Raw genomic sequence first — 23,393 nt, forward strand, 5'->3', positions numbered from 1 at the left:
TGCACCACCGCCAACCTGCGCCCGGTGACGTTCAAGTCCGAGAGTGGGGCGGACATCAAGCTGGCGCTGCCGCCCTCCTTCACGGAGGTGAGCTCCATCACCGTCGGCACCGAGGTGAAGGGCCTGGTGGGCTACGACAGCCAGAACAAGGTCGCCTTCCTCGCGTTCCGCCGCGAGGCCCCGCCGAATGCCACGACTCCGCTCGGGGATGAGGAGGCCCTGCGGCCTGCCATCGAGGGCAGGGGTGCCCTGCGCAACCGCACCGCCCAGCTGTTCAAGACGTGGGATGACCACAACGCCGCGCAGGTCTTCTATGACCAGGTGGGCGCCAGCACGGACCTCAAGCAGCGCACCAATGATCTGGTGAATGCCCTGGTGCCCGGCAGCGCAGGCCGCCTGAACGTCGGGGGCACGGCCCTCAACGGCGACTTCCGCCTGCAGGCGCTCTTCGTCCACCGCTCCAACCAGAGCGTGGTGGTGCTCATCGCCATCTCGCAGCTGGCGGCGGTCACGGGCGGGGAACGCAGCTCGGTGGCGGCCTTCTCCGCGAGGGACCTGTCGGACGGCTCGGCGCTGGCCCAGTTCGGCGAGCCCACGGCCGTCCAGTGCGAGCGCTTCCAGCTCCCGCCAGCGAAGGTGGACTTCCTCTTCGTCGTGGATGACAGCGGCTCGATGCAGGTCTCTCAGGCCTCGCTGGCCACCGCCGCTCAGGCCGCGGTGGATGCCCTCAACGCCTCGTCGCTGGACTGGCGCATGGCCATGGTCACCTCCAGCTACCACATCTCCGGTGGGCTCAACCCGGGGATTCTGCGCAAGTTCACTCGCAACTTGAACAAGGTAAAGGCGTGGCTGACGCAGAACAGCGCGTGCAACGCCTCCAACGTCTGCAGCGGCGTGCCCACGACGCCGGAGGCCGCGAGCTGCCCTGGAGACAACTCCGAAGGCGCGAACGGTGGCTGTTGGGTCGATCTCGATGGCAACGGCAGCGAGGGTGTGCTCGGCGCAGCCCGGAGGGCCATCGACAACATCACGCCCGGCACCGATGCGGGTGCCCCGGAGTCCGCCTCCACGGCTCGCAAGGACGCCACCCTCGTGGTGGTCATCCTGGCGGACGCGGATGATCAGACCAGCGGCCAGACGGCCACCGTGCAGAACTGTGGCTCGGGTGGCAACATCGATAAGGCTGGCAGCGGCTGTGAGAACGTCCAGAACTTCGTGAGCTTCTTCGGCAATGTGACGACAGGGGCGGCTCCCACCAACAAGACGGGCAAGCTCATCACCGTGCACGGCATCGTGTGCCCGGCCGGGAGCGCTTGTGGCTGCCTCTCAGGGACGTGCAACTTCAGCAACACCGGCCGCGAGTTCAACCCACAGCCGTCGCAAGGGCAGACGCAGCGTCACGTCACGGTGGTGAACGCCTCGGGTGGCGTGCTCGGTTCCATCATCGACACCAACTCCATCGAGACGTCCATGGACGCGATCATCGCCGACGCCATCGGCAACGCGGGCTACAAGACGATCAAGCCGCCCATCGGCGCGTCCATCAAGGTGGCCGTGGACAACGTGACCAACCCGGCGGTCTGCACGGCCAGCGGCAACATCCCGCGCAGCACCGTCAACGGCTTCGACTTCGACGGGAGCGCGCGGACGATCTCGTTCTTCGGCGCGTGCCGCCCGGCGAACCAGAGCGCCCAGGCCGCGGTGTCCTACCAGTACTGGGTCAACGCGGTGAGCGACCCGAACGGTGGTGTGCCGTGCGAGGACGACCCGAACCACAGCCCGACGGAGCCGGACCACTGCACCGGCCCCACGCTGGGCTGCAATGAGACGGGCAACCAGTGCGTGTGCAAGCCCAACTGTGGCGGGACGTGCGGTGCGGGCACCCAGTGCGAGATGAGCACCTGCTCGTGCGAGCCGATCATCGGCTAGCGCGTGTGGCGCCTCGGGGGTGAGCCCGGGGCGCCGCGCTCATGCAGTTTGAGCCTGCGCGGCCTTCTTGCCAGGGCCGCGCAGGCCTGGAGCAGGAGTCCTACCGGCCCGCCTGCTTGAAGAGGAACGGGTAGCTGACGACCACGATGCCGCCCCCCTTGGGCTTGGGGAACTGCCAGAGGCGCACGCGGCTGGCCACGCAGGTATCCAGCTCCTTGCTGCCGGTGCTGGACTGGCTGACCTTGGACTCGAGCACCTGGCCGCTGGCCCCGATGGTGAACTGCGTCTGCACCTTGCCGCTCAGGTCCGGGTACTGGTTGAGCAGGCTCTCGAAGCAGGCGCGGATCTGCGACTTGTTGTCCTGGATGACCTTGCGGACGAGCTCCCTGTCCAGAGAGCCCTCGTTCACCTTGAACTCGACGGGCGAGATGGCGGGATCCACGCTCACCTTGTCGCCGAGGCCCACCTTCTGGCCGTAGTCCTTGTCGCCACTGGCGCGGCCTGGGGTGAAGATGCCACCGAGGCCGATGGTGCTGCCCGGCCCTCCCGGACCGCCCGGGCCGTCCTTCGTCACGAGCCCGCCCAGGCCGCCCTGCCCGGCCACCACGTTGCGGACGTTGCTGATGGCATTCTGGAGCTCCCTGTTCGCACCAGGGCCGCCGAAGAGGGCGGCGACGCTCTTGCCCTTGCCGCCGAAGAGGTCCTTCACCATGTGCTGGGCTGTGGCCTTCGGGTTCGAGGGACTGGAGGAGGCCTTCGACGGGACCGGCGTCTTGCGGATCGGCTTCTTCGGCTCGTTGCTGGCCTGCGCGGGCTGCTGCTTCTGCTGCTGGCGGACCTTCTGATCGTTGAGCTGGGCGAGGAACCGGTTCGGCTTCGGCTCGGGCGGCTTGATGACCAGCTTGGTCAGGCGCTCATGGTCGCCGTAGAGCTCGTCGGCGAAGGCCTCGTCGCCCCCGGTCCGGTTCGCGGCGCCGATGACGAACATGGAGCCGGCGAAGAGCATCACCAGGAGGATGTTGAGTGCGCGGTAGTCCACCGAGTCGCTCAGCGGGACGTGCACCCGCTTGGGCACCGGCTGGAAGCAGACCTCCATGGCCACGCCGCCCAGGTCCACCCAGAAGACGTCGTCCGGATCGAGCGCCAGCGTGTACGCCGAGTCCTCGTGCGAGGCCTTGCCAGACTCGATGACCGCCTCGAGGTCGAGCGTCTCCGCGTTGCGGATGAGCTCGCCCTTCATCTTGCCGGTGAAGCAGACGGTGTACGTCTGCCCGTCGGTGCGCAGGACCTCCAGCTTAGGGCTGCCGAGCCGGGAGTCGCCCATGACGAAGTCCACGCCCTCGGCAGTGCCCACGCTGAAGGACTTCTTCTCGCTCGGTGGCAGGAAGAACTCGCCCACGCGCTGGTCACCCCACACGAAGCTCAAGGACACGCCGAGCGGCCCGTGGGCCTTGCTCCGGCGAAGGGTGCGCACAGGGGGCGTGGGCTCGGCCTGAGGAACCTCGGCCTCCGAGGCGAGCACTGCGATCTGCTCTGTGGCAGCCAGAGAAGGATCCAGCGCCGGAGCCGGCGTGACATCCACGGTGGCGGCGGTCGCCTGCGACAGGACAGTGACCGGTGCCAGTGCGACAGGAGTCGGCGGGGCCAGCTCCGTGCTCGACACGGCGGCGGAGAGGTTCACTGCGGCCACGACGGCCGGGCTCTCCAGGCGGAGCGTGGTCTCCCCCAGGCGGATCTCGTCGCCGAAGGAGATGCGGCCCTTGGTGACGCGCTTGCCGTTGACGTAGGTGCCCTCGACGCTGCCCATGTCGATGATGGACAGGACGCCGTCGGCCGCGACCTCGATGACGGAGTGGACCCGGCTCACCTTCTCGTCATCCAAGCGCAGATGCGCCGATGACAGACGTCCGATCTTGATGATGTCGCGGGCGAAGTCCTGCGAGGTGACGAGCGCCCCGCCCTTGAAAACCTTGAGTGTCAGAGGAATGGACATGGCGGCTCCCTGCTGGCTGGTTGCAGGTACTGACACCGTGCCTTTGGGAAGGTTCCGCATGAACGCGCGCGCGCGGCTCCACGCTGTCGGCGCGTGTAGGCTGCTTGCTGTGCGACATCCCAGCACAAGTGGCTGCTAGCATCGGGGGCCATGGATCAAGACGAGGAGCTCGGGGCCGAGCGGAAGGAAGTGGCGGAGAAGATCATCGAGACGGCCGGGGAGCTGGAGAACCTCTTGAAGGGCGGCAAGCTGTCGAAGCCGCTCTCTCCCCGGGAGCAGGCTTTCTGGGAGGCGGCGCATCGGCTTCATGAGGAGACCGAAGCGAAGGCGGCGCTGCTCGAGGAGTTGATCGAGCTCGTCCTGCCCGAGGCGAAGTTGTCCGCCTTGCCCCTCCGCAAGGTGGATGGCGGAGCGGGTTCCGCTGAGCGCGTCGCCGAGCTCGAGAAGCTGTTTGGCAATGTCCCGGCAAAGGCTCGGGAGGCCGTGTGGCTCAATGAGTCCTCGGTGCTGCTAGGAGGCGGTTACAGTCCTCCCTTGGCGCATGCCGAGAAGGCTGCCAACGGGGACTCCGGCTTCCTGGAAGGAGAGCGGCTCCACATGCTGCTGGATGGACGGCTCGTGGTCGTCCGTCTCGCGGGGGTGTGGTTCGTCGAGAACAACGTCATGGACTCGGCCCACGTCATCGTGGAAGCCCGTGAGGTGACACCCGTCGAGGCGGTCGATGAGTTCCCGTTCCAGTTCATCCTGACGGCGCTGCGCATGTGCCTCATGCAGGACTACTCGTTCCTGAAGGACAAGCACGTGCCGGACCTGGACGAGCGGACCGAGCGCTTCGACAACCTGGTCATCGAGTACGGGCAGGCCGTGAGCGAGCACGTTGCCCGGCTGCGCCGCGTCGGCGACAGCCCCGCCTGACACACCGTCAGGTCCTACGGGAGGGGAATCTGAAAGCTTCCCTCTTCCACGAGCGCGTGCGTGTGGCACACTGCGCGGCGCCATTCGACTCCTGTTCTCCATCGTCTTCTGGTCGTTCTTCGTCGCCTCGAGCCTGGTGTTCTTCCTGGGCGCACTGGTGCTGTCGGCCGTCACGTTCCCGTTCGACCGCAACCGGCGGATCCTGCACCTGTACTCGTGCTTCTGGGCTCAGCTCTACATGTACGTCAACCCGCTGTGGCACCAGCGGGTCGAAGGCCGCGAACACCTGCCCTGGCACGGACCGGCCGTCCTCGTCTCCAACCATGAGTCGATGGGCGACATCCTCGTGCTCTTCGGCCTCTACCGGCCCTTCAAGTGGGTCTCCAAGGCGTCCAACTTCAAGCTGCCCTTCATCGGCTGGAACATGTGGCTCAATGGCTACGTGCCCCTCGTCCGCGGAGACCGCGAGAGCGTGGGACGCATGATGGCCCTGTGCGAGCGCTGGATCGAGCGCGGCGTGCCCGTCCTCATGTTCCCCGAGGGCACTCGCTCACCCGACGGACAGATGAAGCCCTTCAAGGATGGCGCCTTCCAGATCGCCGTGAAGATGAAGTGTCCCGTCATCCCCATGGTCCTCACCGGCACCGCGAAGACGCTGCCCAAGCACGGGCTGGTGCTCCAGACCACCGCCAACTGCCATGTGCAGGTGCTGCCTCCTGTGGACCCAGCGCCCTTCCAGGGCAACGTGCAGGCCTTGATGGAGCACGTGCGCAACCTCATGGTCGCCGAGAAAGCCCGCATCGAGGCCCTGGTGGCCACGCCCCGCTGAACGGCCGGCCGTCTGCTTGGCGCCATGAAATCTCCGAATAGCTGGGAGACGGGAGTGGGGGCCGGTAGTCCTCGACAGGAGCAGTGGGGGCTCGGTAGGAAGGAGCATGGCTCCTCGAATCGGTTCACTCTGGGACGCAGTCGGTAACACTCCGCTGCTGCGCATCGGTTCACTGTCGCGGCTGACGGGATGCGAGATCCTCGGCAAGGCTGAGTTCATGAACCCTGGCGGCAGCATCAAGGATCGCGCCGCCAAAGGGATGATCCTGCGCGCGGAGACAGATGGGCGGCTGCCTCCGGGCGGCACCATCGTCGAGGGGACTGCGGGCAACACCGGCATCGGCCTGGGGCTGCTAGGCCGCGAGCGCGGCTACCGCGTCGTGGTCACCATGCCGGACAACCAGGCCCGCGAGAAGTACGAGTACCTCGAGGCCATCGGTGTGGAGGTACGGAAGGTGCCCGCCGTTCCGTTCTCCAACCCCAATCACTTCTTCCACGCCGCGCGGACGCTCTCGGAGCAGCACGGCTGGTTCTGGGCCAACCAGTTCGAGAACCCCGCGAACGGGGACTTCCACTACGAGACCACCGGGCCCGAGCTGTGGGAGCAGTGCGAGGGCCGGCTGGACGTGCTGGTCATCTCGGTGGGCAGTGGCGGGACGATCTCCGGTGTCAGCCGCTACCTCAAGGAGAAGAACCCCGCGCTGCGCGTGGTGCTGGTGGATCCTCACGGCTCCGGCCTCTACTCCTATGTACGAGAGGGGAAGATGGAGACCACGGGCAGCTCCATCACCGAGGGGATCGGCATCATGCGGGTGACGGAGAACTTCCGCCGCTCGCGCGTGGACGAGGCGATGCGCCTGTCGGACCAGGACATGCTGGAGATGCTCTACCACCTGGCCAAGGAGGACGCGCTGGTGGTGGGGACATCGGCGGCCATCAACGTGCGCGCGGCCTACGACGTGGCCCGCCAGCACCGTGGCCAGGGGCTGCGCATCGTCACCCTCCTCTGCGACCACGGGAGCCGCTACGCCTCGAAGGTATTCAACGCGGAGTTCCTCGCCTCGAAGCAGCTCGTGGTGAAGCCGCTGCCGACGTGAGCGCGGGGCTGGAGCTCACCGGCGGCGTTCAGTACGCCGAGATGTCCACATCCTCCAGGTAGCGCTTGCGGACTGGCACCTTCTCCTTCTTCGAGGAGATGACGGTGTCCTTGTCCTGCTTCTCGTCGTACTGGCGCTTCTCGGTGATCTTCGTCCCGGTGAGCAGGTTGGTGCTCTCGACCGTCGAGGTGCCTACGGCCCGGTCCGTCCTCTCGATGTCCTCGCCGATGAACACGAACCTGCGCTCCTTCGGCTCATAGCGGAAGCGCAGCACCGTGTGCGTCGTCTCGCGCGAGCCGCTCATCTGGTCGACGAGGAGCACGCCTTTCTCGATCTTCGTCACCCCGCCCCCGCCTCCTCCCATCATTCCCTGACACCCGATGCAGTAGAGGACCCGGTTCGAGGCGCCCGCCCGGCGCAGCTTCCCCCCCTCTGCCGACAGCAGGGCCAGCAGCGCACGAGCGCGGTCCGTGGCCTCATGGCCCTCGCCCTTCTTGGCGTCATCCTCGACCAGCTCGAGGACCACGTCCTCCTTGCCGTTCTTGTCCAGGTCTCCTCGGGTCGTGGCCTCGATCTTCCAGCCGGAGGGCACGAAGTCCTCGGGGGCCTTTCCCTCCTGGGGGACCTTGGCGAGATCGAGGGGAGTGGGCTCTTGCGCCCAGGCAGGCTGGGACAGGCAGAGCAGGAGGCCGAGGGTGAGCGTGAGTGTTCTCATGGGAGTGAGCTTGCCGCCACCCCCCTCTCTCGTCACCTGTCATTGGGTACAGTCGGATGAACTGGGCGTGCGCAGCTTCGCGGCCCGGCCGGTGGCGCGGGTGGCTGCAGGGCGGCCTTGCAACCCGCCAGCGTCATGGGGGCGCTCCAAGCCAGGACAGCGGCTGTCAGACCTCGCATGCCACCCGAGCGTGGCATAGGGCGCGGGTACCGGCCAGCGAGAGGAGCCCGAGGCTCCGTTCGCCGCTCCCCTCGCTGTCCATGATGGGACGAAGCCTGCCGGGTGGGTGGTCGTCCGGCCTGCGGGCGCTCTCATGTTGTCCCTGGGTCCTGGTGTGGCCATGTTACTGGCCATCCTCGATCTCCCTCCCTCGGCGCGGGTGGTAGGGCCCCATGAATCACGCATTGCCGGACCTGCTGGAGGTGAGCCGCGACGCGCTCCTCGAGCGGTGGAGCCAGCAGATGCAGCAGCTCCTGGCTCCGCGGGAGCTGTCCCGTGAGCAGCTGATCGACTCGCTGCCCGTATTCCTCCAGGAGGTGGCGAGCGCACTGCGGCGGGAAGCGGGACAGCCTGGCGACTCGCAGCTGCCCGCCCACAGCGCTGTGGCGGAGGAGCATGGTCGCCAGCGGATGCGCCTGGGGTTCGACGCGGCGCTGGTGCTGCGTGAATACGCCCTCGTGCGGGAGTGCTTGCTGGAGCTGCTGGAGCTGCAGGGTCTCGAACCGGCCCTCCAGCAGGTGAGGCTCCTCCTGCGGTGTCTCGATACCGGGGCCTTCGAGGCCGTCTTGCCCTTCGCTCGGGCCGCGGCTGCCCGCGAGGCAGCCGAGCAGGCGTTGGCACTGGAGCGCGCCCGGCTGCAGGCGGTGCTCGACAACATCCCCGCGGGAGTGCTCCTCGCGGAGGCCCCCTCGGGCCGCATCACCCTGGCCAACCGGCAGGTGGAGCGCATCTTGCGCCACCCGCTTCCGGCGATGGCGGGCGTCGAGGAGTACAGCAAGTGGAAGGCCTTCCATCCGGACGGGCAGCCCATGGCTGCCCATGAGAGGCCCATGGCCCGCGCCCTGCGTGGTGAGACCACCGTGGGCGACGATCTGCTGTACCAGCGGGGCGAGAGCGAGCGGGTCTGGCTGCGGGTTGGCGGCGCGCCGATCCGTGACATGGCGGGCTGTGTCACCGGTGGCGTCGTCGTGTTCTATGACAGGGACACGGAGAAGCGCGCGGAGGCCGCCCTGAGGGAGAGCGAGGCGCGCTTCCGCAACATGGCGGACAGCGCGCCCGTCATGCTCTGGGTGACGGACACCCTGGGCGCCTGCACCTACCTCAACAAGGGCTGGTACGAATTCACCGGGCAGACGGAGCAGACGGGGCTGGGCCTGGGGTGGCTCTCCGTCCTCCACCCGGAGGACTCGACGAGGGCCGGGGAGATCTTCCTGGCCGCCAATGCGAAGCGTGAGCCCTTCCGGATCGAGTATCGGGTCCGGCGAAAGGACGGAGCGTACCGGTGGGCCATCGACTCGGCCTCGCCGCGGTTCAGCCCGGAGGGAGAGTTCCTGGGCTACGTCGGCAGCGTCATCGACATCACCGACAGGAAGCAGGCCGAGCACGAGCGTGAGCAGCTGCTTGCGCGGGAGAGCGAGGCGCGCCAGGCGGCAGAGGAGGCGAACCGGCTGAAGGACGAGTTCCTCGCCACCGTCAGCCACGAGCTGCGCACGCCGCTCACGTCCATGCTCGGCTGGGTGCAGCTGATGCGCACCGGCGGCCTGGCCCCCGAGAAGCGGGAGCGCGCCCTGGAGACGATCGAGAGGAACGCCCGCGCACAGGCCCAGCTCATCGAGGATCTGCTGGACGTGAGCCGCATCATGACCGGCAAGCTCAAGCTGGGCGTGGAGCCGGTGGAGGTCAGCGTCATCGTGGAGCAAGCGCTCGACTCGGTGCGGCCAGCCGCCGAGGCCCGGGGCATCCGGCTCCAGGCCGCGGTGGACTCTACCAGCCATGTCATGGGGGATTCGCAGCGGCTCCAGCAGGTCGTCTGGAACCTCCTCTCGAATGCGGTGAAGTTCACCCCCAAGGGCGGGCGTGTCCAGGTGTTCGTCGAGCGGCGTGACTCCTCGGTGGAGATCACCGTGGCCGACACGGGGCAGGGGATCTGCCGGGAGTTCCTCCCGCACCTCTTCGAGCGGTTTCGCCAGGCGGAGGCGGGCACCACGCGGACGGCGGGAGGCCTGGGACTGGGGCTCTCCATTGTCCGGAACCTCGTGGAGATGCATGGCGGGACGGTGAGCGCGTCCAGCGAGGGAGATGGCAAGGGGGCCACCTTCACCGTGCAGCTACCGGTGTCCGTGGCCTTGCGCCGGGAGGTGGCCGTGCGGCCGGGCCTTCAGCTCCCGGTGGCCCAGGGCGAGGTGTGTCCGCCGGAGCTGGCGAGCCTTCGGGTGCTCGTCGTGGATGATGAAGGAGACACGCGGGAGCTGCTTCGCGCCATGCTCGAGGGGTGCAAGGCCCACGTGCTCACCGCCGCCTCCGCGGCCGAGGGGCTCGCGCTGCTCCGAGCGGAGCGGCCCGACCTGCTCATCTCCGACATTGGGATGCCAGGAGAGGACGGCTACAGCCTCATCTCCCGGGTGCGTGCGCTGAGCCCCGAGCAGGGCGGACGGACGCCTGCGGTGGCCCTCACGGCCTACACGCGCGTGGAGGACAGGACGCGCGTGTTGCTCGCGGGCTTCCACAGCCATGTGCCCAAGCCGGTGGAGCCGCTGGAGCTGCTCGCCGTGCTGGCGTCGCTCGCGGGCCGGACCCAAGGAGGCTCGCGCTGAGGGGCGTGTGAGGACTCAGCTCGCCTGACGCAGGGGCGCGCCGCCAGCCTCCACCCGCGCGCGCACCTCGCGAATCAGCGCGTCCGTGCGCAGGGGGCCAGACAGGAAGACATGGGCCCCCATTGCCAACGCCCGGTCCCGATCGTGTGCCCGGCCTGCGACCAGCAGCTGCGCCCGGATGCCGTGCCGCTTCACCGACTCCACGGACTGCAGCGGTGTCAGCACCACCGTGCGCTCGCTCGCCTTCTTCACGTCCTCCGTGCTCGCCACCCGCGCCCACAGGTCCTCGTCCTCCAGCAGCTTCAGCAGCTCCTCTGTGGCCTGGGCTCCCCAGCCGTACACCCAGACCTCGGGCTCGGGCTCGGGCTCGGCCTTCGAAGCGGGGGCCTTGGGCGCCACCTCCACCCTCGGCATCTCCGGCTCCGTGACGCGTGCATGCGCCGGCACCTCCATCACCAGCGGCATCAGCATGGGCAGGCCGCCCGGCTCGAGCTTGGTGGCGGAGACGCTGCTCGGCACGATGCGGCCCAGCGCCAGGTACTCGGCGCGATCCGTCACCAGCGGCAGGTGCTCATCTGCCTCGGGCAGGGGAATGGGCTCCACCGGGCGCTGCGCGCCCATCAGGTGCGGGTAGTAGAGGCGATCGATGGCACGAGAGACGGCGGCATCCGTCGCCACCAGCGCCACCACGCGCATCTTGCCGGCCACGCGGGCCACCTCATCCAGTGCGGTGGGAGGTGCCGGAGCGGCGGCGGCCACCACCAGCACCGAGCCACGAGGCCCCTCGACCCGGAGCGGAATCACCCGGCAGGCCTCGGCCGTCTCCACCGGCAGCACATCCACCAGGCTCGGCTCCAGCGGCTCCGCGTCCAGGTCCACCACCGGCAACTGCAGCTGACCGGCCAGCAGCTCCAGCACCTGCTGAGCGGTGCAGAAGCGCATGTCCACGACGACCTGCCCCAGCGGCACGCCCCACTTGGCGTGGAACCCCAGTGCCGCTCGGAGCTGGATCTCGTCCACCAGCCCCGTCTTCTGAAGCAATTCGCCCAGTCGCTGCTTCCGCATCGCCACACCCCTGGGTTGTGGGTCTTCAGCCCCTCCTAGAGGGGCTCTGGGGTAATTGTCGGAGGGTGTGGGGTAAAGTTGCTGGATGTAGTGAAATGGAATCTTTGCGGTGGGACTGCGCGCCTGGCGCTACTGCTTGGGCGCGATGGACACCTTCACTCCGTCCTGCCACGTCTTGTGATCGTCGGAGTAGTACAGGTAGGCGCGGCTGGCCGGGCCTGTGTAGGTGCCGGGCACTGCCGCCACCAGGGACAGGGACACGTCCAGCTTCTTGCGCGGCTCCATTCCGCGCCAGTAGAGCACCACGTCGCGGCCGATCACCTCGTAGGCGTCCACCGTCTTCTTCTTCACCAGCTCCTTGAGCTGGTCGTGGCGCACCTCGAGCCCGCCCGGCACGCCGAAGATCGCCACCGCCGTGGGCAGCTTCTCGTCCGTCTTGTTGGACACCAGCACCCGAGCCTCGGTGGGCTCGCCCTCGGTCAGCGCCGTCTTCGCCAGCGCCACCTCGAGCGCGACCTTTGTCTCTGGCGAGCTGTCGGGCTTCAGGGCGTTGTAGGTGACCTCGATGGAGTACGGCAGCTCCGCGCTCCCCTCCACGCGCACTTCGATCTTCCGCTCGCCCGGCGTGAGCAGCTCGGACACGTCCGGCAGCTTGATGGCCTCCTGCGCCGAGGCCTCGAACCGCACCGCGCTGCCCACCGGCTGGCCATTCACGTACACCCGCACCGCGCCGCCCGCCCGCTTCGCCGCCCGCGCCTTGTCGTAGGCGACGATGGCGCGCAGCGCCAGCACCGTGCTCTGCGTGGAGCCGTAGCGCCCACCGTCGCACGAGCTCGCCAGGAACTTCATCGAGCGCTCCACGTTCCCCGCGAAGCTGGGCTCTCTCAGCCACGCCAGCGCTGCCAGGGCCGTGGTCTCGATCTGCAGCGTCTCGCCCATGCTGCCCACGATGGACTGCGTGCCGCCCTCCACCACGCCCTCCTTGCCCTGCTTGGCGACCAGCTTCTCCATCAGCTTCCGGGCCTCGGCCCCGTCCCCCGCCAGCGACAGGACGTTCGCCGCGAGCGCCAGCACGTAGCTGTTCTTGCTGCTCACCGCCGACTGCTTCACCGCGGCGATCTCCTTCGACAGCTCCTTCGCCACGTCCGCCGGCCGGGGAGCGCTTTCCAGCAGCGCCCAGGTGATGTAGGCGTTCGAGGTGTCAGGGTCCTCGATCCACACGTGGAGCGCGCGCCGCTTCCGCTCGAACCCGCCCTTGCCATCCCGCTGCTTCAGCAGCCACTCCCGCGTGCGGGCCATCATCGCCGTGTCCACGTCTCGCACCTGCTTCATGTCCGCGAAGTGCATCAGGCCGAACGCCGAGAGCGCCTCGTGGCCCGGGGCCTCGCCGAACCACTCGTAGCCCTTCTCCTTGGTCTCGAAGCCCAAGAGCCGCTTGTACCCCGTCTCCAGCTTCTCTCGCGCCGAGGCCACCAGCTTCGGATCCACCCCGCTGTGCGACTGGAAGTACTGCTGCGCCATCGTCATCGGGTACGTCGTCGAGCTCGTCTGCTCGAAGCAGCCAGAGGGCTCCTGGATGAGCCGCGCCAGGGACTCGGTCATGTTGGCCAGCGGGCTCGGGTACACCACCACCGAGGTCTTCACGCTGCCGCGCACCGTGTTCGCCGGCAGCGTCACCGTGTGCACCGCCGGCTTCTGGGCCGACACCATCCCGCCGAACGCGGTGCTGATGGGGAAGCCGTTCGGCTTGATCGTCAGGGCGCGCCGGACCGTGTCCGCGTAGTCGCCCGCTGTCGCCGCGAGCGTCAGCTCGATGGGCTTCGACTCCTGGCCGATCTTCAGCTCGATGATGCGCCGGGCGCGCTCCTTCGCCGCCAGGTCCACCGTGCCGATGGAGGTGGCGCGCACGTCTCCCTTGAAGTCGAGCTTCACGCCCACGCCCCTCAGCGCCGACGAGGTGCCGTTCACCAGCGCCACGGGCAGCTGGACCACGTCGCCCGAGGTGACCTCGAGTGGGATCTTCGGCTCGAGATAGAAGGGCTGAACCGACTCGATCGCCGCGACGGCGGAGCCCAGCGCGCCGTCACTGCCCACCGCCCCGGCAAACGCCTTGAACGAGGTGACCGAGTCGTTCAGGCCGAACGAGACCCTGGCCTCTCCCTTCGCGTCAGTGCGCACCCCCGCGTTCCAGTAGAGCGTCTCCGCGAAGTCCACGCGGTCACCCGCCTTGCGGCCCGGCCGCACCGTGTGCGCGTACTCGCGGAAGTAGACGAGCGGCTGCTGGTAGGGGCTGGGCTTGGCCATCTCCTCCTTCGCCATGATCATGTCGTCCTGCCGCGCCCTGTCCGCCTTGCGCGACGCTTCGACCATCTTCTCATCGGCCTGCACCACAGGCTGGGCCGGCATCGCCCTACCAAACGGGGGAGGGACACGCGCTGGCGGAGGCGGCGGCGGGGCGGGAGGCGGCGGAGCAGCCTGAGGCATGGGCATGGCGGCCACGGGAGCGGCCATGGGAGGCGCGGGCCTCGGCGCCGCTCCAGGCCGGTTGGGCCTCTGCGGTGGGGCCATTCCACCTCGCGGTGCACCTGCACCCTCGGCCATGGCGGCCATGGGCATCGGCTCGTCCGGGGGCATGGAGTGCACCGTGGGCACGCGCACCGCGAGTGCGCGCCGGGCCAGATCACCGTGCTGCGCGACGAAGCTCACGGGATCCGCGAGTGCGAACCGCCGCCAGCCCTGAGTGCCGAGCAGCAGGTCCACCGCTGGCTTCGCCTTCGGGTTCTTCTCGTCCAGGTACACCTGAGCGTCGGCGAGCTCCTTCACCTCCGGCTCCAGCAGCACCATGACCGGCAGCTGAGGCGCCTGGTCCCGCTTCTCGATGAGCTCCAGCACCGAGTCATCCGTGACGGTGAGCATCACCAGTGCGGAGATGGGCTTGCCATCCCGCGTCGTCCGAGCGGTGAGCTGCACCTTGTCGCCCGGCACGTAGGTCTTCTTGTCCAGCTGCACCTCGAGCTGGATTGCCTTTGCAGGCTGGCGGAACACCAGCCGCTCCGCGAGCGGGCGCCCGTCGTGGTCCCACACCGTGGCGACGAGCACACCCTCCGCGTCCTTGGGATTCAGCGTCACCCTGCCTTGCGAGCCCACCTCCGCCGAGGCGACCTCCACCTCGCGCTTGCTGAGCGTCACCTTCGCCTTGCTCAGCCCCGAGAGCGCCACGGAGAGCGTCACCGGCCTGCCCGCGGGCACCACGTCCTCGCTCGAGCGCAGGACCGCGCCCCGGGCCTTCACCTCGGGCAGTGGGAACTTCTTCTGGATGCCCGACGGCTCGTCGATGCGCAGCGCGTACTTCGCGCCCGCCTTCGGCGCGAACTCGAAGCGGCCGCGCCCCTCATGCATGGAGCGCACGGACGCCACCGTCTGCCCGGTGGCCTGATCGATCACCGCGCCCACCAGGTCCGCGGGCTTCTGGGCCGGCGTCTTCGCCTCGAAGTAGACGCGCGAGGCCAGCCCCGCGACCAGCTCGCCACCCTCCGGGTACATCGCCAGGTCCAGCGTCTGCAGCAGGATGGGGATCGTCTTGGCCGCCGTCTCCACCACGCCACCATCCTCGATGGCGAAGGCGAGCGAGCCCTCCCCGCGATCGATCCGCGCCGGCAGCTTGAAGCTCACCGTGCTGAGCCCCTTCTCGTTGACGGTGCCCGTCACCTGCGCCGCGGTGGCACCATCCACGATGGCGGTGGCGGTGACCCGCGCGCCCGCGGGCACGCCGCCCTCGGCGCGCTTCACGTCGAGCGTGGCGGTGACCGTGTCACCCGGGCCATAGCCGTCCCGGAGGAACTCGATCTGCGACTTGAGCCGCGGGGCCCGGTAGGCGCGCACGTCGAACTTGCGCTCCGCGGGCGCCTCTCCCGTCCAGGGGTAGGTGACCTTGAGCGTGTACTCGCCGCCCGCCTGCTCGGGAGGAACAGTCCAGGAGAAGCCCCAGACCGAGTCCTGCGTCTGCACCATGGCGGAGGTGACCACATCCCCCTTGGGGCCGCGAATCTCGATCTGCGCCTGCTGCTGCTGGGGGTTCGGCTTGTGGCTGATCGCCTCGAGCATCAGGCCGCGGGCCAGCACCTGCTCACCCGGGCGGTACAGCGGCTTGTCCGTGCTGACATAGGTCAGGTAGCGGTTCGGTCCGCCCAGAGAGCTCGTGTCCGCCTTGGTGACGAGCACCTGCTGGACAGTGACTGGGACGGCCAGACCCACGACGGTGAGGATCGCCACGAGGGTACGTGGGGTGAGTTCTGCGAGCATGAAGGCTCCAGTAAGGAGGAGAGCGTCACCGAGGAACGGTTGAGCGCTCCGAAAGTTCTCCGGAGGTGGACCTTACCCCCAATGGGACATGGATCACCTTTCGGGAAGCGCGCTCGGGGTAGGATGGGGCCATGTGGCTCGTTGCCAGCGTGCGGACACCGGTGGACGGAGAGGGAGCGGCGGCCGCGCTCGGCAAGGCTCTGGGCCTGAGCCTCGCAGAGGCGCGCATCCGCCTGGCTCCCGAGCCGCCCGCGATCCTCGCCAGCCTCGCGCCCGAGCCCGCGGCTGCACTCGTGGCCGCGCTGCGTCAGGCGGGGCTCGCTGTGCTCGCACTGGAGGTGGCAGCGCCCTCGGGGGGGCTGCGCGTCATGGCCCGCACCGCCGTGCTGGGGCCACTGGGGGGGACCTTCCAGGCTCGAACCGGTGCTCCCGTCGAGCTACCGTGGGGCGACGTCATCACCCTCCTCCGGGGCGCCAGCACGGTCCGCTCCGAGACGGAGAGCACCCAGAAGTCAGCGAAGTTCTCCGCGGCCACGGCCATTGCCACCTCGGGCTTGAAGCTGTCCCGCTCCGTCGAGCGGACCACGCGCTCCCAGCAAGAGGAGACCGAGCAGGCCATTCTGCTCCACGGCCGGGGCGGCCAGCGCGTCGTGCTGCGCGAGCGCGAGCTCGACTTCTCGTGTCTGGGGGCTGCGATGCAGCCCACCCGGACAGCCAACATGGTGGCACTGGCGCGGCTGCTCAAGGAGCGGGCTCCCGCGGCCTTCTACGATGAGCGCCTCCTGCGGCTCGGCCGGCGGCCCCTCCCGATGTTCGTCGGCGGCGAGACGCGCGAGCAGTCCGGTGGGACTTCGCAGACACGCCTCGATACCTCGGGGGGCATGGAGGTGCTCGCCGAGCTCCTGTCCCGCGCGGTGGAGGAGGGCCTCCTGCCGTGAGGTGAGGGTCGTCAGGAGGCGGGTGGCTACTCCCGAGGGCAGATCACCGGCTCGCACCGTCCCTGGCCGTGGGCCTCGCAGCAGTAGAGGGGTGCGCGGCGCTCGTTGAGGAAGCGCATGCTCCAGCCCGTGGGGAAGACCTCGAGCACGGCGAACCCCCAGGAGGTGGAGCCGAAGCGGAGGCGAGCGCCCGGGGCTGGCTCGGGGCCGAACGTCTCGATGCGTGTCTTGGCGGCGCTGCCGGACACGAAGACGTCGTAGCCCTTCGCGGTGAGGGAGTGCTGCAAGTCATGATCGTGTCCGGACAGCCAGGCGTCGATGCGGCCCGCCTCCTCGATGCGGCGGATCCGCTCCTGGTAGACCGGGGTGCGGGTCTCGGGCTGGTGCCTGCCCGCCGTCACGGACATGTGGTGCGAGGCGAGGAAGCACCGCCGCTCACCGCAGCCGGCGATGGCCTCCTTCACGAAGGCCAGCTCCTCCTCGAAGGAGAAGGTGTAGTCGTCGAGCGCGAGGGTGTTGGAGTCGAAGAGGATGAACCGGGCCGTGGCCGTGTCGACGACGAAGTGCCGGGCGGGCATTGCCCAGTGAGGGCCCCGGTGCGCCACCTCGAGACAGGCCTTCAGCCGGGAGGTGCGCGGGGGCAGCTTGCCGCGCTCGAAGCAGGAGCGCGAGTAGCCGATGTCGTGGTTGCCGAGCACGGCGTGGATGGGCAGCGCGTCGCCATCCGGCCGCTTCAGGCCCGCGAGGGGAGCGTGGAAGAGGGCCTGGAACTGCGGATCCTCGGGCGGCTGGTAGCCGGGGGTGACGGTGTTGTCATCCTCGCTGAAGGTGCAGTCGGCCGCGCCAGGGAGCGACAGATCCGGGCCGCAGGGGTAGAGGTTGTCTCCGAGCAGCAGGCCGAAGTCGAAGGGCTTCGCGCGGTGCTCCTCGGCCATGGCGTGGGCCACGGCGGCCTGTTGCCGGCCATTGAAGCCGAAGTCGCCGAAGACCAGCACGCGCACCAGGGGGGTGGGAGCGCGCTCGAGCGTGCTGACGGGAGGAGCCGGATCCGCGATGAACGTCTCATGCAGGAGGTAGCTCCGCGTGACGAGCGCGGCGGGAACGACCAGCAGCGTGAGCGCGAGGAGCAGATAAACGCCGAGGCGTCGTTTGGACGGGGCGGGCATCCGGACCGAGGGGTGCTGTGGACCAGGGCGGGCCGGCGGCCTCTGAGCAGTGAGGCACGCCGGGCCCGGATGAGGCGGGAGGAGCGGAGCGGAGCGCTACCCCGCCGCGCGGATGGACTCGCGGAGGACCTCGGCCATGCGGCGAAGCTCGTCCGGGGTGGAGTGGAAGGGCGGGCCCATGGCGATGATGTCGCCGGTGAAGCGGAACAGCACGCCCCGCTTGAGCGACTCCTCGAACACCTTGAGGGCACGCAGGCCGGGCTTGCCGTCCATGGGCGAGAACTCCACCGCGGCGGCAAGCTGGCAGTTGCGGACGTCAATGACGTTGGGCTCACCCTTGAGGGCGTGCACCGCGTCCTCCAGCACGGGCACCAGCGACTTCACCTGCTCGTTGATGCCCTCGGAGGCCAGCACGTCCAGCGTGGCGTGCGCGGCGGCCACGGCCAGCGGGTGGCCCGAGTACGTGTAGCCGTGGAAGAACTCCACCGCGTGGTCCGGGCCTGTCATCAGCGTGTCATAGAGGTCCTTGCGGACGATGACGCCGCCCATGGGCACGGTGCCGTTGTTGACGCCCTTGGCGAAGGTGATCATGTCCGGCACCACGCCGTAGTGCTGGGCGGCGAAGTTGGCGCCCATGCGGCCGAAGCCGGTGATGACCTCGTCGAAGATGAGCAGGATGCCGTTCTTGGTGCAGATCTCCCGCAGGCGCTGGAGGTAGCCCTTGGGCGGGACGATGACGCCGGCCGAGCCCTGCATGGGCTCGACGATGACGGCGGCGATGGTCGACGCGTCATGGAGGGCCACGAGCCGCTCCAGCTCACCGGCCAGGTGCAGGCCCCAGGTGGGCTCGCCCTTGGTGAAGGCCATCTCCTTGAGGTTGTGGGTGTGGGGCAGGTGGTCCACGCCCACCAGCATGGCCGAGGGGTACATCTTGCGGTTGGCGACCATGCCGCCCACCGAGATGCCGCCAAAGCCCACGCCGTGGTAGCCCTTCTCGCGGCCGATGAAGCGGGTGCGGGAGGCCTCGCCCTTGGTGCGGTGGTAGGCCAGGGCGATCTTCAGCGAGGTGTCCACGGCCTCGGAGCCCGAGTTGACGAAGAAGACGTTGCCCATGCCTGCGGGGGCCATGCCGATGATGCGCTCGGCCAGCTTGAACGTCGGGCCGTAGCCCATCTGGAAGGCGGGGCTGTAGTCCACCTGGTCGAGCTGCTGCTTCACCGCCTCGACGATCTTCGGGTGGCGGTGCCCCAGGCCGCTGCACCACAGGCCGGAGAGCGCGTCGTAGAGCTTCTCGCCCTCGGTGGTCCAGTAGTAGGCGCCCTCGGCCTTGGCCAGCATGCGGCGCGCGTGGTGCTGCTTGAAGTAGCGGTTGTGGGTGAACGGCATCCAGTATGCCGCCATCTCACGATCGTTCGGTTCGAGGCTTCCCATGGAACTCTCCGGCTCGGGCTGACTCCCCCACTATCTCATCCCTGGGAGCTCGGGACAGCCTTCGCTGCACTCCGAGGGGAGGCAGGCCGTGCGGGGGGCAACAAAGCAGCCCTGGCTCAGGGCTCCTCGTCCGCGCCGCGGACCTTCACAGGAGGTGGAGCGGCAGGCGGAGCAGGGCGGACCGTGGCGCTCGGTGGCGCGGGAGGAGGGACTGGCGCCGAGCCGGACGTTCGGGCCGGGAAGGGGCTCGGTGGGAGGGTGCGAGTGGACGCGCTGGCCCGGGTGAAGAGGCGAGAGGCGGCCTGCTCGGCCCAGGTGGCGAGCTCACCGGGCTCCACGATGGCGGCGCTCCGGTCCACGAGGACCCGCCGCGCACGATCGATCAGGCGCAGTTCGGCGGACAGTCTGCCGCCGGAGAGCGGGCGCACGCGCAGATGGAGCAGGCGCGTGGTGGTGGAGAGGGCCGGCGCCGCGACGAGGCACTGCAGCTCCGCGGGGCAGCCGGGGCCCAGGGTCTTCAGGTAGCCGCCGAGCTCCACGTGCTGCGCCTCCAGGCGCTCGGCCAGCGTGGAGCCCGCGGAGCTGGCCACGCGCTCGAGGCTGGGAGGCGCGGTGGCCACCACCGCGAAGGAGGGATCGGGCTCGGCGGCGAGCAGGAGGAGGGCGAAGGCGGTGAGCACCATGGTGAGCCTCCTCTCCTACCAGGCGTAGCTCGAGGCCAGCCCGAGCGTGGGTCCACCGCTGATGGAGATGCGGGCCTGGTAGCCCACCATGGCTCCGAGGGTGAGGGCTGGGGACAGCTCGAAGTCGGCGCTGTAGAGCAAGCGCACGCCAGCGGGGCCATCGGGGAAGTCGGTCACCTGCAAGGCGGCGCTCATGGGCACGCGTGTCACCGTGTCCCAGGCGAGCCGCACCGTCCCCGTGGTGCCGAGGCCCGAGGTGGTCTCCACCCCCAGCTCCACATGGGAGCCGCGCGCCGGTCCGATGCGGAGCTGTCCGCCGAGCCCGGCCGAGAAGCCCTCCGCGTTGCCTCCGAGCATCACCTTCGTGGTGAAGCCGAAGCGGGAGCTGAGGCCCACGTCCAGCTCGGAGAATCCGTAGTCGAGGCCCGTGCGCACCGTGCGGGGGGGGCCCTCCAGCGGTGGCCAGTCCGCGGGAACAGGGAGCTGGATGGGAGGGACTCGCGCGCGCAGGTGCCCCACGCCAATGCGGATGGAGTTCAGGCGCACACCGGCCACCTCCGTGAGGAGGCGGTGGAGGTAGTCCGCCTCGAGCCGGTAATAACGGTCCAGGTAGCGGACGGTCCCCGCGCGAGTGGAGCCAAAGTCCACGTACTCGGCGAAGAGGGAGACGCGCGAGCGGCGATGATCATAGGAGGCGAGCAGCGCCTCGCTCTCGAGCACACCGTCCTTCACCTGGATGAGGACGGTGTGAGGGTGCTCCGCGCTGGCGAAGCGGACGGACTCCTTGCCCTCCGTGTCGCGGGCCGTGAGGTAGTACTCCACCGGTGCGTGCTGCTCGGGAGGCACGGGGATGTGGGCGGCGTAGTCGCCTTCCGTCGTGAGCGTGAAGGCCGTCTCGCGGAAGGCCGCCTCTCCGGCGGTGCGGTGGTGGGCAATGAGCGCGCCCAGGCGGGAGGCGGGGGTGACCGTGGCTTCGAGGATGATCTCTCTCCCCGAGAACACCTGGGCCAGCGGGATGTGGCGCACCTCCAAGGAAGCACGTGGCGGCGGGGCAGGCGCCTTGGGGGCCTGCGGGGCCTGGGTGGTGAGCCAGAGGAGGAGGGCAGTGGCGGCAGACAGGGATGTCATTGGAAGGTTCTCCCGTGACCGCTACCAGTGGAAGGTGGTCCCGAGCCCCAGGGTGAGGCCGGAGTGGTTGATGTCCCGGAGCTGGTAGCCCACGCGCCCGGCCACATCGAGCCAGGGCGTCACGGAGCGGCCCACGGTGTAGAGGAGCCGCACCCCCAGGTCCTCACCGATTGGCTCGTTGGTGACGATGACCTCGGCGCTCATGGGCCAGCCCTTCACCGCGTCCCACGCGAGCGCGAGGTTGGCGCGCTTGCCGATGTTGCGGAGGGTGGCGCCCCGCAGCGTGAGGGAGGTGCCCGTCTCGCTGCCGATGCGCATGCCCAGCTCCACGCCGGTGGAGAGCCCCTCGCGGTTGACGCCCGCGTTGACCCGGGCCAGCGCGGCGAGCGACTCATGGAGGCGGATCTCGAGCTCGCTGAAGCCGTAGGTGAAGCCCACCCGCTTGGGAGTGGTCTTCGTGTCCAGCAGCTCCTTCGGAGTGCCACGGCCCTGATAGCTGCCGAAGCCGACGCGCACCGAGTGCACGGTGGTGAGGACGCGGTAGAGGAAGTCCACCTCGAAGAGGTTGTAGACGTCATTGCCCTTGAAGCGGTTGAAGTCGACGTACTCGTCGTGGATGCGCACGCGGCTGCGGTTGTCGCGCTCGACGTGCCGGGCGCTCGGTGGGAGCTTGATGGCGACGCGCTGGGGGGAGGTGGCGCTCCCCGCGATGACCGCGGAGGTCCCGTCTTCGTCCGCGGTCTCGACGAAGTACTCGATGGCGGGTTCGACCGCTGCCTCCTGGGGAAGCTGCGCGCGGAAGTGGCCCGTGGGCTCGGCGCGCATGTGGACGGTCTGGAAGCCGGGGGCTCCTTGCGCACGCCAGTGCACTATCGCCGCATGAGGAGCCGGGCCTTCGAGGTGCGTGAGGGTGATGAGGATGGGCTCCCCCACGAGGGCCGTGTTGGGACCTCCTGTCCTCACGAGAGTCTCGGGTGGGAGGGCGTCTTCCTCTCCGGAGGACGACGCGGGGGCCGCGCGCAGGAGCGCAATCTCAGCGCGGATGGGGCTTGCGAGCTCCGACTGCGGCCATGAGGCAAGGAAGCCCTCCCAGACCCGGGCGCGCTCGGAGGGAGGGAGCCTCAGCGCGGCATCCCACGCGGCGCGCAAGGCGGCCCTCTCCGCATCAGGTGGCGGCGGCGTGCCTGGCTTGGAGGGAGAGAGTGGGGTGGATGCAGTGGGCGAGGTGGGCGCCACAGGGGGAGCCGTCGCCAGCTCCACCTCGTCACCGACTTCGAGTCGCAGGAGGAGCTCCTTGGCGCCGCCGATGCGCGAGAGGGCCTCTCCGGCTTCGAGGACCTCCGCTTCGCCGAGCAGGAAGCGGTCACGCAGCACCTTGCCCGTGGTGGGGTGGCGCGCCTCGATGACGCGATAGACGCGGAGCCTCGTGCCAGGGGCGGCCGCATCGGAGCGGCCCATGTCAACGAACGCGTCGGAGCCTTCGATTCGCAGGACGTACGCCTGTCGTGGAGCGGCCAGGACGGGCGCGGCCAGCAGGAGCAGGAGCAGGAGCAGGGCTCTCATCGTCTCCTCGGGATGACGTCAGCGGAGTGACGTCAGGCGCTGAGCCCGGCCGCCCCGCGCAATGAGCACCCGCTATCTAGCACGACGATGCGCTCCGAAGGGGAGGGCCGCGTTATCCTGGGGTACGCAAGGCCCCATCCTGGCTGGAAGGAGAGGTCATGACCGACCCGTCGAAGAAGGATTCAGGTTCGCCCGAGGCCCCTCCGGCATCGGGACTGGGGAGCTTTCGGATTGGCGTCCGTGGCGCCATGAGACCTCCGGTCAGCATCCCGGTGGTGCAGGCGAAGGCGAAGCCCGAGGAGTCCCCTCCGCCAGCCCAGGCCGAGCCACCGCCGGCCCCTCGTCCCAAGGCGCCGACAAAGAAGCTGACGGCCGTGGCATCAGAGCCCTCCTCGAAGCGCATGGTGGCTGCGAAGCCGAACTCTGTCGCTCCACTGGCGGTATCTCCAATGCCCGCTGCTGGCTCCCAACCTCAGCCCGTCGCGGAGCCTGCCCCGCCCCCGCCGGAAGCTGTGCCTCTCAGCACCCTCGCTCGACTCCGGCAGGCTCAGCGCCTTGCCCAGAAGGATCAGTCCTCCGCCACCCGGAAGGACTCGCGCTCGGCCCCTCGCCCGGCGACGCCGCTCAAGCGGCCCTGGTCCAAGCTCAGCGCCCTGGCCGACAAGAAGCAGAAGGCCGGAGGGGCCCAGCCCTCCACCTCGGCTCCCAAGCCGGCGGGCCGAGCTGAGGCAAAGCCGACCGCCTCACCGCCGGTGGCTCCGAAGAAGAAGCGGAAGCCGTAGCGCCCTGGAGACGGCGTCCCCGAGGAGCTCTCGAGGGCGCGCATC

General features: G+C 69.1%; 16 protein-coding genes. 7 read left to right on the top strand and 9 right to left on the bottom strand.

Features of this window, described 5'->3' with window-relative positions; translation table 11 throughout:
* Positions 1 to 1,929, top strand: a 1,929-nt coding sequence (gene cglD, locus VD972_RS03635) for an adventurous gliding motility lipoprotein CglD (protein WP_324980781.1), incomplete at its 5' end; no start/stop codon positions are given.
* 100 nt (positions 1,930 to 2,029) lie between these two features.
* Here the strand turns inward: cglD and gltG are convergent.
* The gene (gene gltG / locus VD972_RS03640; protein ID WP_324980784.1) at positions 2,030 to 3,922 is read right to left on the bottom strand and encodes an adventurous gliding motility protein GltG; all 1,893 of its coding nucleotides are present in this window, start codon (positions 3,920 to 3,922) and stop codon (positions 2,030 to 2,032) included.
* A 150-nt stretch (positions 3,923 to 4,072) separates the two neighbouring features.
* On the opposite strand from gltG, the gene VD972_RS03645 reads away from it, so the two are divergent.
* The 3 genes from VD972_RS03645 (at position 4,073) to VD972_RS03655 (ending at position 6,762) form a co-directional block, all read left to right on the top strand.
* Positions 4,073 to 4,837, top strand: coding sequence for a hypothetical protein (locus VD972_RS03645; protein ID WP_324980787.1), 765 nt, complete (start codon positions 4,073 to 4,075; stop codon positions 4,835 to 4,837).
* 136 nt (positions 4,838 to 4,973) lie between these two features.
* A complete protein-coding gene (locus VD972_RS03650; protein WP_324980790.1) occupies positions 4,974 to 5,666 on the top strand; it encodes a lysophospholipid acyltransferase family protein in 693 nt (230 codons plus the stop codon).
* Positions 5,667 to 5,772: 106 nt separating this feature from the next.
* Complete coding sequence (locus VD972_RS03655; protein ID WP_324980793.1) at positions 5,773 to 6,762, top strand: cysteine synthase A; 990 nt, start codon at positions 5,773 to 5,775, stop codon at positions 6,760 to 6,762.
* Positions 6,763 to 6,790: 28 nt separating this feature from the next.
* On the opposite strand, the gene VD972_RS03660 is transcribed toward VD972_RS03655, so the two are convergent.
* Positions 6,791 to 7,477: a hypothetical protein gene (locus tag VD972_RS03660; RefSeq protein ID WP_324980796.1), complete on the bottom strand. Its 687-nt coding sequence runs from the start codon at positions 7,475 to 7,477 to the stop codon at positions 6,791 to 6,793.
* Between the two features lie 392 nt (positions 7,478 to 7,869).
* Between VD972_RS03660 and VD972_RS03665 the strand changes: the two genes are divergently transcribed.
* A complete protein-coding gene (locus tag VD972_RS03665; protein ID WP_324980799.1) occupies positions 7,870 to 10,290 on the top strand; it encodes an ATP-binding protein in 2,421 nt (806 codons plus the stop codon).
* Between the two features lie 15 nt (positions 10,291 to 10,305).
* Here VD972_RS03665 and VD972_RS03670 read toward each other — a convergent pair whose 3' ends face one another.
* Both VD972_RS03670 and VD972_RS03675 read right to left on the bottom strand, forming a co-directional pair.
* Entirely contained in the window at positions 10,306 to 11,355 is a 1,050-nt protein-coding gene (locus tag VD972_RS03670) for an ATPase (protein WP_324980802.1), read from the bottom strand.
* Positions 11,356 to 11,484: 129 nt separating this feature from the next.
* Positions 11,485 to 15,657: an MG2 domain-containing protein gene (locus VD972_RS03675; RefSeq protein ID WP_324980805.1), complete on the bottom strand. Its 4,173-nt coding sequence runs from the start codon at positions 15,655 to 15,657 to the stop codon at positions 11,485 to 11,487.
* 131 nt (positions 15,658 to 15,788) lie between these two features.
* Here VD972_RS03675 and VD972_RS03680 point away from each other — a divergent pair, with 131 nt between their 5' ends.
* Positions 15,789 to 16,595, top strand: coding sequence for a hypothetical protein (locus VD972_RS03680; RefSeq protein WP_324980808.1), 807 nt, complete (start codon positions 15,789 to 15,791; stop codon positions 16,593 to 16,595).
* Between the two features lie 26 nt (positions 16,596 to 16,621).
* On the opposite strand, the gene VD972_RS03685 is transcribed toward VD972_RS03680, so the two are convergent.
* The 5 genes from VD972_RS03685 to VD972_RS03705 all read right to left on the bottom strand — a co-directional run bounded on the left by VD972_RS03685 (position 16,622) and on the right by VD972_RS03705 (position 22,566).
* Positions 16,622 to 17,761, bottom strand: coding sequence for a metallophosphoesterase (locus tag VD972_RS03685; RefSeq protein ID WP_324980810.1), 1,140 nt, complete (start codon positions 17,759 to 17,761; stop codon positions 16,622 to 16,624).
* 96 nt (positions 17,762 to 17,857) lie between these two features.
* Entirely contained in the window at positions 17,858 to 19,192 is a 1,335-nt protein-coding gene (locus VD972_RS03690) for an aspartate aminotransferase family protein (protein WP_324980811.1), read from the bottom strand.
* 116 nt (positions 19,193 to 19,308) lie between these two features.
* Entirely contained in the window at positions 19,309 to 19,875 is a 567-nt protein-coding gene (locus VD972_RS03695; protein ID WP_324980815.1) for a hypothetical protein, read from the bottom strand.
* Between the two features lie 15 nt (positions 19,876 to 19,890).
* Positions 19,891 to 21,003 (bottom strand): hypothetical protein, encoded by a 1,113-nt coding sequence (locus tag VD972_RS03700; protein ID WP_324980818.1) that lies wholly within the window; start codon positions 21,001 to 21,003, stop codon positions 19,891 to 19,893.
* A gap of 21 nt (positions 21,004 to 21,024) precedes the next feature.
* Entirely contained in the window at positions 21,025 to 22,566 is a 1,542-nt protein-coding gene (locus tag VD972_RS03705) for a hypothetical protein (RefSeq protein ID WP_324980821.1), read from the bottom strand.
* Between the two features lie 248 nt (positions 22,567 to 22,814).
* Between VD972_RS03705 and VD972_RS03710 the strand changes: the two genes are divergently transcribed.
* The gene (locus tag VD972_RS03710; protein WP_324980824.1) at positions 22,815 to 23,348 is read left to right on the top strand and encodes a hypothetical protein; all 534 of its coding nucleotides are present in this window, start codon (positions 22,815 to 22,817) and stop codon (positions 23,346 to 23,348) included.
* Positions 23,349 to 23,393 lie beyond the last annotated feature (45 nt).

It is taken from the genome of Hyalangium sp. (assembly GCF_035629615.1).
In the GTDB taxonomy this organism is placed as follows: Bacteria; Myxococcota; Myxococcia; order Myxococcales; family Myxococcaceae; genus Hyalangium.

What these genes read in the sequence shown, in the direction of transcription:
- VD972_RS03705 (WP_324980821.1), bottom strand. Translation starts at nt 22,566, where the DNA reads ATGAGAGCCCTGCTCCTGCTCCTGCTCCTGCTGGCCGCGCCCGTCCTG.
- VD972_RS03655 (WP_324980793.1), top strand. Translation starts at nt 5,773, where the DNA reads ATGGCTCCTCGAATCGGTTCACTCTGGGACGCAGTCGGTAACACTCCG.
- VD972_RS03685 (WP_324980810.1), bottom strand. Translation starts at nt 17,761, where the DNA reads ATGCCCGCCCCGTCCAAACGACGCCTCGGCGTTTATCTGCTCCTCGCG.
- VD972_RS03660 (WP_324980796.1), bottom strand. Translation starts at nt 7,477, where the DNA reads ATGAGAACACTCACGCTCACCCTCGGCCTCCTGCTCTGCCTGTCCCAG.
- gltG (WP_324980784.1), bottom strand. Translation starts at nt 3,922, where the DNA reads ATGTCCATTCCTCTGACACTCAAGGTTTTCAAGGGCGGGGCGCTCGTC.
- VD972_RS03695 (WP_324980815.1), bottom strand. Translation starts at nt 19,875, where the DNA reads ATGGTGCTCACCGCCTTCGCCCTCCTCCTGCTCGCCGCCGAGCCCGAT.
- VD972_RS03700 (WP_324980818.1), bottom strand. Translation starts at nt 21,003, where the DNA reads ATGACATCCCTGTCTGCCGCCACTGCCCTCCTCCTCTGGCTCACCACC.
- VD972_RS03710 (WP_324980824.1), top strand. Translation starts at nt 22,815, where the DNA reads ATGAGACCTCCGGTCAGCATCCCGGTGGTGCAGGCGAAGGCGAAGCCC.
- VD972_RS03680 (WP_324980808.1), top strand. Translation starts at nt 15,789, where the DNA reads ATGTGGCTCGTTGCCAGCGTGCGGACACCGGTGGACGGAGAGGGAGCG.
- VD972_RS03675 (WP_324980805.1), bottom strand. Translation starts at nt 15,657, where the DNA reads ATGCTCGCAGAACTCACCCCACGTACCCTCGTGGCGATCCTCACCGTC.
- VD972_RS03665 (WP_324980799.1), top strand. Translation starts at nt 7,870, where the DNA reads ATGAATCACGCATTGCCGGACCTGCTGGAGGTGAGCCGCGACGCGCTC.
- VD972_RS03645 (WP_324980787.1), top strand. Translation starts at nt 4,073, where the DNA reads ATGGATCAAGACGAGGAGCTCGGGGCCGAGCGGAAGGAAGTGGCGGAG.
- VD972_RS03690 (WP_324980811.1), bottom strand. Translation starts at nt 19,192, where the DNA reads ATGGGAAGCCTCGAACCGAACGATCGTGAGATGGCGGCATACTGGATG.
- VD972_RS03670 (WP_324980802.1), bottom strand. Translation starts at nt 11,355, where the DNA reads ATGCGGAAGCAGCGACTGGGCGAATTGCTTCAGAAGACGGGGCTGGTG.